Below are 9,431 nucleotides of genomic sequence, written 5' to 3'. Positions count from 1 at the left end.
CGGGTTCCCGGGCGCCGACTGCGGGTTCCCGGGCGCCGCCTGCGGGTTCGCGGACGCCGCCTGCGCCCCCGCCTGTGTCGCCTGACCTGACCGACCCTGCTGGCCGGCCGCCATCTGCTGCTGGTACGCCTGCGCCTGCTGCTGCGCGGCCTGCTGCGACCGCGCCTGGGTGAGCGCCTGCTGGATCTCGTCCGGGATGGTCAGGGGGAGCTGCTCCCGCACGGGCATCGGTCCGTCACCGCGGTTGATGAGCAGGTGTCGGAACACCTCCCGCCCCTCCTCCGCCGCCTGTTCGGCGAGCTCGGGCGTCGCCATGACCCGGACCTCCGCGGTCCACCGGTACCCGTCCACCCCGATGGCGCGGAAGACCGCCCCGGGCAGCACGGCGACGAGCTCGCGTCCCCAGGGACCGTCGACCACCGAGACGTCGGCGCCCTGCTGTTCGAGCTGCTCGCGCATCCCGGCCACCATCGTGCGCCACTGCCCTGCCGACTTCGGGGCGGCGAACGCCCGCGGGATGACACGTGAGACCTGGGTGACGACGTGGAACTCGGGCTGGCCGGCCGGGTCGAGGGCCACGTTCAGATCGCGGCCCCGGGGCACCCCGATGACGAGTGATCCCAGATCGATATGCCCGTATCCGAGGGCCGTGTAGTACTCACGCACGTCTGGAACGGACGAGCGGTCGTGCGGCCCCGTCGACGAGGGCGCCTGCGACTCCGGCTCGGCGGACGCGGCGGCGTCGCGGGCCCCGGTCACCGGCTTCTTTCGTCCGAACATGGTGGAAATCCTCTCGGAGTGCGACCCGGCCCCGGACGGGACCGTCGCGGACGACGCTACCCAACGGCGTCGCCGCCGGTCGGGTCAGGCGCGATGGTGGTCGGTCTCCCCCGGGCGCGAGGGCGGTGGTGGTCGGTCTCCCCGTGCGTGAGGGCGGCCGCTCAGGTCAGGCGGTGGTGACCCCCGGTCGAGCCGTGGCCGCCCTCCCCGCGATCGGTCTCGTCGAGATCGTCGACCTCCACGACATCCCACAACTCGACGCGCTGGACGAGGAGCTGTGCGATCCGGTCACCGCGCGCGATCCGGACGGGTTCGGTCGGATCGAGGTTGATGAGGTTCACCTTGATCTCCCCCCGGTAGCCCGCGTCGACGGTCCCGGGAGCGTTGACGATGGACAGGCCCGCCCGCGCCGCCAGTCCGGACCGCGGGTGCACGAGACCCACGTACCCGACGGGCAGCGCGATGGCGACTCCCGTCGGCATGAGGACACGGTGTCCGGGTGTCAGGTCGCAGTCCTCCGCGGCGTGGAGATCGATCCCGGCGTCCGCCGCGTGCGCCCGGACAGGCAGCGGGAGTCCTCTGTCCAGCCGTCGTATCCGGAGCACCTCGCCGGTACCGCTCACCCCGGCCGATCCGCTCACCATGACGCCGCCCTCCTGCCGGGCGTCGCCCGGTTGCTCGATAGTCTTGAAGTCGTGTCCGACGAAGATCTCCGCCCCCCACCCGATCGCGCGCCGCGCCCCGTCCACTCCGAGACGCTGCGCGTCCCGGTGTGGTGGTGGCTCCTGCTCGCCGCGGTCACCGTCGTGGCGGTCGTCCTGGCCTTCACGGCCGGCGCACGCTGGTGGATGTGGCTACTCGTCATCGTGGTCCCCGCCCTGCTCGCCTGGCTGTTCGTCTCGCTCGGCCGCGAGAGGATCGAGGTCGAATCCGACGGTCAGGGCGGAGGGACACTGTACGCGGGCCGCGCGCGCCTGCCGTTCGACGCGATCGCCCGCAGCGCGGTCGTTCCCGCCACGGCGAAGCAGGCGGCGATGGGACGGCAGCTGGACCCGGAGGCGTTCGTCGTCCACCGCGGGTACATCCCGACCATGGTGATCGTGGTCCTCGACGACCCGCTGGACCCCACGCCGTACTGGCTCATCAGCACGCGCGACCCCGAGGGGCTCGCGGCGGCGCTGCCGGACAACCACTACAGCTGACCGGCGGCGCCGCCGCGCGCGGTGCTCAGCCCGCGCAGTCCACGCAGATGGCCATGCCGTCGCGCTCCTCGGCGAAGCGGCTGCGGTGGTGCACCAGGAAGCACTCGCCACACGTGAACTCGTTGTCCTGCTCCGGCACGACCCGCACCGTGAGCTCCTCGCCGGACAGGTCGGCACCCGGCAGTTCGTAGGACTCGGCGGTGTCCGTCTCGTCGACGTCGACCTCGCCGGTGGCTCCCTCCGCGCGCCGTGCCTTGAGCTCCTCCAGCGAATCGCCGGTGAGCTCGTCTGCCTCGGTGCGGCGGGGAGCGTCGTAGTCGGTTGCCATGAGTCTCTTTTCTGGGTCTGTGTGGGGGGTGCCCGATTCGGCGGTGGACCGACCGGCGCACGCATAGTAACGGAATCTCCCGCCTTTTTCATCCAGCGGTCACGTCCGTGTTCCGGGCGGGATCGCCTGCGCCCGACGTTTACAGTGGAGGGCCGGGTCCCATCGGGGCTCGCAGCCCGTTCACCTGCAGGAAAGGCCCTCATGGTCGTCCATCTCAGCACCCAGGCGACACCGAGCCCGACCCCCGCGCGGGGGTTGACCCGCCTGCGCTCGCCCTACGTCCTGTTCCTGGTCGTGGTGCTCGTCCTCGGTGCGCTCGTCTGGGCCGCGGCACTGCGCGGAGACGACGCCGCCACCCAGGCCGTCGCCTGCCCGCTCCCGCCGGCGGCCGAGGAGGCGGGCCTCGAGGAGGAGTCCGTGGACGCCCTCGATCAGGTCGCGCCGGCGCTGCTCGCCGACACCCGCATCCGGGTGCTCAACGCCAACGGCCAGAGCGGGCAGGCCGGTGCCGTCGCCGCCGAGCTGGCCGAGCGCGGATTCCAACCGGCGGGCTCGGACGCGATCGGCAACGACCCGGTCTACGGGCAGGCCCTCGAGTGCCACGGTCAGATCCGCTACGGCGAGGCGGGCCGGGCCGCCGCCCGCTCGCTCTCCCTCGCCGCGCCGTGCATGCAGCTGGTGACCGACGGCCGCACCGACGGCACCGTCGACCTGGCGCTCGGCACGACGTTCTCCCGCCTGTCCGATTCCACCGCCGCCGTCGGCGCGCTCGACGAGCTCAAAGTGGGTCGCCAGCCCATCTCCTCCGAGCTCGACGCCGCGCGCGCCGTCAGCTGCTGAGCCGTCCGGTCGCGCCCGCGAGCGCGGAGAGGAACTCCGCCGACACGCCGGGCGTGGCGCCGGTGGTGGGCACGGCGTCGTCCTCCGACACCGCCACCACCGCCCCGGCCTCGGCCGCGATCAGCGCGCCCGCCGCGTGGTCCCAGTATTTGAGCCCGCGCTCGTAGTAGGCGTCCAGCCGGCCGGTGGCCAACATGCACAGATCCAACGCCGCGGACCCGCACCGGCGGATGTCACGGACCCGCGGGAGCAACTCGGCCACCACGCGGCCTTGCTCCGCCCGGATCCCCGCGTCGTAGGCGAACCCGGTTCCGACCAGGGCGAGCGACAGGTCCGCGCAGTCCGACACGCGCAGCGCCGTCGTGGTGCCGTCCGCCTCCCTCAGGGCCGCGCCCCGGCCCGAGCCCCCGCTCCAGGTCTCCCGCGTGACGATGTTGTGGACCGCCCCCGCGACCACGACGCCGTCCACCTCGGCGGCCACCGACACCGCCGTGAACGGGATCCCGTACAGCAGGTTGACCGTCCCGTCGACGGGGTCGACGACCCACCGGACCCGCGGCTCGCGCGCACCGGCGAAGTCCCCGTCCACCGGATCACCCGCCGGCTCGCCGCTTGGCCCACCCGCCGGCGCGCCCGGTGGATCACCTGGAGCCTCGTCCGTGACCTCCCCGCCCTCCCCGCCCTCCTCGCCGAGGACCGTGTCGCCCGGGCGGGCGGCCGCGATCTCCCGCCGCAGGTGCTCCTCCACCGAGGTGTCGATGACGGTCACCGGATCGGTCTCCGACGACTTGGACCGCGAGCCCAGCCCCTGCGAACCCGGCCCCCGCGAGTCGAACTCGGCCAGCATCCGCCGGGCCACGTCACCGCCCGACACCGCCACCCTCTCGGCCAGCTCCCGTAACCCGTCGACGAACTCCGGGCCGGTCCGGCCGGCCTCCTCTGCTGCTCCGCTGGACGTCATGTGCCCCTCCTCGTCGTCGTCGTACCCCTCCGGGGCCCGTACTCGGACCCGCCGGACGGGCGCGGCGGTGAACCCGCCCCGTGGCCCGCCGGACCGATACGCTGGCCCGCGGGCGCCCGACGCCCATCGTGCCCCGACGGCCCGGGCACCTGACAACCGACGCCGTGCCCCGCACGGTCCACCCCACGGGAGCCCCACATGTCCAGCCCCTCGCCCCTCTCCGCCGTCCCGCCGACGGAGACGCCGACCGGACTCGGCGTGGACGTCGGCGGCACCGGCGTCAAGGTGGGGCTCGTCGACCTCGCGCGCGGGGAACTCATCGGCGACCGGCTCGTCCGCCCCACGCCCCAGCCCGCCACCCCCGACGCCGTCGCCGCGCTCATCCGCGAGATGGTCGCCGAATTCGACTGGCGCGGCCCGGTGGGCGTCGCCCTCCCGAGCGTCATCCACCAGGGCGTGGCGCGCATCGCGCACAACATCGACCACTCCTGGATCGGCTGTGACGTCGTCGACCTCTTCGACCGGCACCTACCGGGCCGCACCGTCCTCATGCTCAACGACGCCGACGCCGCCGGCCTCACCGAGGTCCACTACGGCGCCGGTGAGGGCGTCGACGGACTGGTCATCCTGCTGACGTTCGGCACCGGCATCGGCTCAGCCCTCCTGCTGGACGGCAGGTTGCTACCCAACACCGAGTTCGGCCACCTGATGGTCGAGGACATCGCCGGGCGCGGTTTCGACGAGGCCGAGCACCTGGCCTCCGCCTCCGTCCGCGCCCGCGACGGACTGAGCTTCGAGGAATGGGCCCCGCACGTGTCCAACGTGCTGCGCGCCATCGAGGACCTCCTCTGGCCCCGCGCCTTCGTCCTCGGGGGAGGTGTCAGCGAGGCCGCCGACCAGTGGTTCCCCCTGCTCGAGAACCGCACCCCCGTCCGCGCGGCCGTCCGGCGTGGCGACGCCGGGATCATCGGCGCGGCGCTCTACGCCGCAGGTCACTCGGGGGTGCTCGACCTCGGCCGGGTCCTGCCCGACGTGGGCGTCTGACCCGGGCTAACCCCGCCGGATGCAACCCCCCGGACAGAATCTCGTTACAATGGCGCAGGCCGGGAACACGTACCGGCCGGGGACGGGCCCGGTACCGCAAGGCGGACGGCTCGCATGTCTGCAGACCAGGCGGCATCGATCCCCGATTCCCATCGAGTAACCGGTTGTGAAGGGGCGTTTGTGGCAGCCACGAAGACCACCAGTTCGGATTCCGCGGCGAGCGGCGATCCGTCGGGCACCGAGGTCACTGGCGAGGCCCCCGCCAAGAAGACCGCCGCGCGCAAGGCGCCCGCGAAGAAGACGGCGGCCAAGAAGACCGCCGCCAAGAAGGCCCCGGCGAAGAAGACCGCCGCCAAGAAGACCGCGGCCAAGAAGACGGCCGCCAAGAAGACCGCCTCCCCCGCGGGCACCGACGTGGTCGAGGACGACCAGTTGGAGGACGCCGGGGAAGCCCTCGAGGTCGAGCCCGACACGTCTGAACTCGAAGACGTCGAGGTCGACGTCGAGGACGTCGAGGACGAGCAGGCCGACGAGGAGACCAAGGAGGAGCCCAGCGCCAAGGACAAGGCGTCGGGCGACTTCGTCTGGGACGAGGACGAGTCCGAGGCCCTCCGGCAGGCACGTAAGGACGCCGAGCTGACCGCATCCGCGGACTCGGTTCGGGCCTACCTCAAGCAGATCGGCAAGGTCGCCCTCCTCAACGCCGAGGAGGAGGTCGAGCTCGCCAAGCGCATCGAGGCCGGCCTGTACGCCACCTGGTACATGGCGCAGGTGACCGAGCGCGGCGAGAAGCTCACCACCGCGCAGCGCCGCGACTTCAAGTGGATCGAGCGCGACGGTGTCCGCGCCAAGAACCACCTCCTCGAGGCCAACCTCCGCCTCGTCGTGTCGCTGGCCAAGCGCTACACCGGCCGCGGCATGGCGTTCCTCGACCTCATCCAGGAGGGCAACCTCGGCCTCATCCGCGCCGTCGAGAAGTTCGACTACACCAAGGGCTACAAGTTCTCCACGTACGCCACGTGGTGGATCCGTCAGGCCATCACCCGCGCGATGGCCGACCAGGCCCGCACCATCCGCATCCCGGTGCACATGGTCGAGGTCATCAACAAGCTCGGTCGCATCCAGCGCGAGCTGCTCCAGGACCTGGGCCGCGAGCCCACCCCGGAGGAGTTGGCCAAGGAGATGGACATCACCCCGGAGAAGGTGCTGGAGATCCAGCAGTACGCCCGGGAGCCCATCTCGCTGGACCAGACCATCGGCGACGAGGGCGACTCGCAGCTCGGCGACTTCATCGAGGACTCCGAGGCCGTGGTGGCCGTGGACGCCGTGAGCTTCACCCTGCTGCAGGACCAGCTCCGTTCCGTGCTCGACACCCTCTCCGAGCGTGAGGCGGGCGTCGTCCGGCTGCGCTTCGGCCTCACCGACGGCCTGCCGCGCACCCTCGACGAGATCGGCCAGGTCTACGGCGTCACCCGTGAGCGCATCCGGCAGATCGAGTCCAAGACCATGTCCAAGCTGCGGCACCCGTCGCGCTCGCAGGTTCTGCGGGACTACCTGGACTGATAAGACCGCTGCAGCGGGCCCTCGCCGGACGGCGGGGGCCCGCTCTCGTCTGTGCGGACCGGCTCAGGTGTGCCTTCCGTGTACACCGCCCTCTGCCATCGCGCGTCCTCCGGCGCGGCACCCGACCCCGGAGTAGGGGCGTTCACCAGCTGCGGAGCAGGCTGATCCGTTCCCGGATCTGCTCGGCGGAGGCCATCGGCACGGGCGGGCCACCACACGCGTTGCGCAGCTGGGTGTGGATCGCGCCGTGCGACTTGCCCAGCCGGCCTGAGTACACCGACACGAGGGTGTTGAGCTGGCGTCGCAGGTCCTTGAGTTCGGCGGCGGAGGCCACCCGGTCCGCGGCGGCCCCGGCATGGGCACCGGGCCCGGCCGCGTTCCCGGGAAGCGTCGTGCCTGCCACCGACGGGTCGGAGCCCACGACGGCGACCGCGCCGGGTCCGGAGGAAGACTCCGCGGACGCCCGCTTGATCTGCTCCTTCTCCCGCTGCCGCAGGAGCGCCTTGACGTCGTCGGCTCCCAGCAGTCCGGGCAGGCCGATATAGTCGGCCTCCTCCTCGCTGCCGGCGAAGGTCGCGGTCCCGTAGGAGGACCCTTCGTACACGATCTGGTCGAGTTCCGCGTCGGCGCCGAGGGAGATGTAACCTCGGTCCTCCTCGTCCTCGGTGTTCTCGTCCTGCTGCTGGTTCGCCTGGGCGAGGAGCTGGTCCTCCAGCCCCTCCTCCCGGTGTGGCTTGCCCAGGACGTGGTCGCGCTGGGCCTCCATCTGCGAGGCCAGCTGCAGGAGTACAGGCACGGACGGCAGGAACACCGAGGCGGTCTCCCCCGGCCGGCGAGAGCGCACGAAACGGCCGATGGCCTGGGCGAAGTACAGGGGCGTGGAGGCGCTGGTGGCGTAGACGCCCACGCACAGCCGGGGGACGTCGACGCCCTCGGACACCATCCGCACGGCGACCATCCACTCGTCGGTCGAGTCGGAGAAGGTGCCGATCCGGCTGGAGGCCGTGGGGGCGTCGGACAGGACGAGCGTCGGCGGCGTGCCCGTGATCTCGGTGAGCAGCGCCGCGTAGTCGCGCGCGCGTTCCTGGTCGGTCGCGATCACCAGGCCGCCGGCGTCGGGCACCCCGCCCGCGCGGATCTGCCGCAGGCGCGTGTGGGCGGCCTGCAGGACGGCCGGCATCCAGTCGCCGTGGGGGTCCAGCGCGACGCGCCAGGCGCGGGACATCTGGTCGGCGCTCAGGGGCTCGCCGAGGCGGGCCGAGAACTCCTCGCCGGCGTTGCTCCGCCAGCGGGCCTCGCCCGAGTAGGCGAGGAAGACGACCGGCCGGACGACGCCGTCGGCCAGGGCGTCGGCGTAGCCGTACGAGTGGTCGGCCTTGGAGCGCTGGTGCCCCTGCCCGTCGGGTTCGTAGGTGACGAACGGGATCGGGCTGTCGTCGGAACGGAAGGGGGTACCCGTCAGCGACAGGCGCCGCTCGGCGTCCTCGAACGCCTCGCGGATCGCGTCACCCCAGCTCTTCGCGTCGCCGCCGTGGTGGATCTCGTCGAGGATCACCAGTGTCCGCCTCGAGGCGGTGCGTTCGCGGTGTTTGAATGGGTGCGCGGCCACCTGGGCGTACGTCACCACCACCCCGTGGTACTCGGGAGCCAGGGCGCCCGAGGAGTTGGAGTACTCGGGGTCGAGCGCGATGCCGGATCGCGCGGCTGACGCAGCCCACTGGTACTTGAGGTGCTCGGTGGGGGCGACGACGGTGATGGCGTCGACTGTGCGGTCGGCGAGGAGCTCGGAGGCGACCCGCAGACCGAAGGTCGTCTTACCGGCGCCCGGGGTGGCCACGGCCAGGAAGTCCTTCGGCCGCGCCATGAGGTACTTGCGCAGAGCGGTCCGCTGCCAGGCGCGCAGCGAACCACCCCCGGCGGGGCGGGGGGCGGATTCTGCGGTCGTCTCGTCTGGGCCCGGGACCGCGCCGGGGTCACTCACCAGGCTTCAGAGTCTCGTAGACGCGCTTGCACTCCGGGCACACCGGCGAGCCGGGCTTAGCGGAGCGGGTGACCGGGAAGACCTCACCACACAGGGCGATCACGTAGGTGCCCATGACCGCGCTCTCCGCGATCTTGCTCTTGTCCACGTAGTGGAAGAACTTGGGCGCGTCGTCCTGCGTCTCCTCGGTCGTCGTGACCTCGGGGCGCTCGAGTGTCTTGGTCCGGGTGGTGCTCACCCCCTCATGATGCCGCACCCGGGCGTCGCCGCGCCAACGCCGGAGTACCTTGGGCCCCATGGCACCCGACTTCCGCCGTCAGCGATCCGGCGAACGGGACGACACCTCGAGACCCGTGCTCATCACGGGCGCGCGGGAGTCCTACCGGGACGAGCTCGCGGCCCGGAAGAAGCGCTACTTCGTGCTGATGAGCGTGCGGATCCCCGCGCTGCTCCTGGCCGCGGGGTCGCTCGCCCTCTGGAACAATCCGTGGATCGCGTTGGCGATCGTGGCGGGGTCCATCCCGATCCCGTGGATCGCGGTCATCGGGGCCAACGACCGGCCGCCCCTGCCCAAGGGGCAGGCCCGGACGTACACGGCCGGGAGCCTGCCCTCGAACGCCCCGTACGCGTTACCGTCCAGTCTCACCGGCGCCGCGAACGGCTCCCGTCCGGACTCCGACACCGGGGGCGGCCGGGCGATCGGGCCGCCGCCGGGTGCGGCCGGCCGCGGCG

General features: G+C 72.2%; 11 protein-coding genes. 5 read left to right on the top strand and 6 right to left on the bottom strand.

Annotation, left to right across the window (positions count from 1 at the left end; genetic code table 11):
- Together HMPREF3086_RS17015 and dut are read right to left on the bottom strand one after the other, a co-directional pair.
- Window positions 1-780, bottom strand: a 780-nt coding sequence (locus HMPREF3086_RS17015; protein ID WP_070723122.1) for a DUF3710 domain-containing protein, incomplete at its 3' end; no start/stop codon positions are given.
- Between the two features lie 161 nt (window positions 781-941).
- A complete protein-coding gene (dut, locus tag HMPREF3086_RS17010; RefSeq protein ID WP_070723119.1) occupies window positions 942-1,424 on the bottom strand; it encodes a dUTP diphosphatase in 483 nt (160 codons plus the stop codon).
- A gap of 51 nt (window positions 1,425-1,475) precedes the next feature.
- Here dut and HMPREF3086_RS17005 point away from each other — a divergent pair, with 51 nt between their 5' ends.
- Complete coding sequence (locus tag HMPREF3086_RS17005) at window positions 1,476-1,982, top strand: DUF3093 domain-containing protein (protein WP_061229549.1); 507 nt, start codon at window positions 1,476-1,478, stop codon at window positions 1,980-1,982.
- A gap of 25 nt (window positions 1,983-2,007) precedes the next feature.
- Here the strand turns inward: HMPREF3086_RS17005 and HMPREF3086_RS17000 are convergent, their stop codons facing one another.
- Window positions 2,008-2,310 (bottom strand): DUF4193 domain-containing protein, encoded by a 303-nt coding sequence (locus HMPREF3086_RS17000; protein WP_007628750.1) that lies wholly within the window; start codon window positions 2,308-2,310, stop codon window positions 2,008-2,010.
- A gap of 201 nt (window positions 2,311-2,511) precedes the next feature.
- Here HMPREF3086_RS17000 and cei point away from each other — a divergent pair, with 201 nt between their 5' ends.
- Entirely contained in the window at window positions 2,512-3,150 is a 639-nt protein-coding gene (gene cei, locus HMPREF3086_RS16995) for an envelope integrity protein Cei (protein WP_070723117.1), read from the top strand.
- Here the strand turns inward: cei and HMPREF3086_RS16990 are convergent.
- Window positions 3,140-4,111, bottom strand: coding sequence for an inositol monophosphatase family protein (locus tag HMPREF3086_RS16990; protein WP_070723114.1), 972 nt, complete (start codon window positions 4,109-4,111; stop codon window positions 3,140-3,142). The two genes, cei and HMPREF3086_RS16990, sit on opposite strands and share 11 nt — an antisense overlap.
- A 198-nt stretch (window positions 4,112-4,309) precedes the next feature.
- On the opposite strand from HMPREF3086_RS16990, the gene ppgK reads away from it, so the two are divergent.
- Together ppgK and HMPREF3086_RS16980 are read left to right on the top strand one after the other, a co-directional pair.
- Entirely contained in the window at window positions 4,310-5,155 is an 846-nt protein-coding gene (gene ppgK / locus HMPREF3086_RS16985; RefSeq protein WP_070723110.1) for a polyphosphate--glucose phosphotransferase, read from the top strand.
- A 114-nt stretch (window positions 5,156-5,269) separates the two neighbouring features.
- Window positions 5,270-6,718, top strand: a complete 1,449-nt coding sequence (locus tag HMPREF3086_RS16980) for an RNA polymerase sigma factor (protein WP_082904446.1) — start codon at window positions 5,270-5,272, stop codon at window positions 6,716-6,718.
- A gap of 142 nt (window positions 6,719-6,860) precedes the next feature.
- On the opposite strand, the gene HMPREF3086_RS16975 is transcribed toward HMPREF3086_RS16980, so the two are convergent.
- Both HMPREF3086_RS16975 and HMPREF3086_RS16970 read right to left on the bottom strand, forming a co-directional pair.
- Window positions 6,861-8,699 carry a DEAD/DEAH box helicase gene (locus HMPREF3086_RS16975; RefSeq protein WP_141764151.1) on the bottom strand — a complete coding sequence of 613 codons (1,839 nt, stop codon included), beginning with the start codon at window positions 8,697-8,699 and terminating at the stop codon, window positions 6,861-6,863.
- Complete coding sequence (locus tag HMPREF3086_RS16970) at window positions 8,692-8,937, bottom strand: DUF3039 domain-containing protein (RefSeq protein ID WP_007628744.1); 246 nt, start codon at window positions 8,935-8,937, stop codon at window positions 8,692-8,694. Before HMPREF3086_RS16970 ends, HMPREF3086_RS16975 begins: the two co-directional genes overlap by 8 nt.
- A gap of 58 nt (window positions 8,938-8,995) precedes the next feature.
- Between HMPREF3086_RS16970 and HMPREF3086_RS16965 the strand changes: the two genes are divergently transcribed.
- Window positions 8,996-9,431: DUF3099 domain-containing protein (locus tag HMPREF3086_RS16965; RefSeq protein WP_141764150.1), on the top strand; the 436-nt coding region annotated here is incomplete at its 3' end.

Origin of the sequence: Dietzia sp. HMSC21D01 (assembly GCF_001815995.1) — a bacterium.
GTDB lineage: Bacteria > Actinomycetota > Actinomycetes > Mycobacteriales > Mycobacteriaceae > Dietzia > Dietzia cinnamea.
Note: the sequence above shows the minus strand (reverse complement) of the source record. Positions and strands in the feature narration are given on the sequence as shown.

Coding starts and splice junctions, on each gene's coding strand:
- dut (WP_070723119.1), bottom strand. CDS start 1,424: ATGGTGAGCGGATCGGCCGGGGTGAGCGGTACCGGCGAGGTGCTCCGG.
- HMPREF3086_RS16980 (WP_082904446.1), top strand. CDS start 5,270: ATGTCTGCAGACCAGGCGGCATCGATCCCCGATTCCCATCGAGTAACC.
- HMPREF3086_RS16990 (WP_070723114.1), bottom strand. CDS start 4,111: ATGACGTCCAGCGGAGCAGCAGAGGAGGCCGGCCGGACCGGCCCGGAG.
- cei (WP_070723117.1), top strand. CDS start 2,512: ATGGTCGTCCATCTCAGCACCCAGGCGACACCGAGCCCGACCCCCGCG.
- ppgK (WP_070723110.1), top strand. CDS start 4,310: ATGTCCAGCCCCTCGCCCCTCTCCGCCGTCCCGCCGACGGAGACGCCG.
- HMPREF3086_RS17000 (WP_007628750.1), bottom strand. CDS start 2,310: ATGGCAACCGACTACGACGCTCCCCGCCGCACCGAGGCAGACGAGCTC.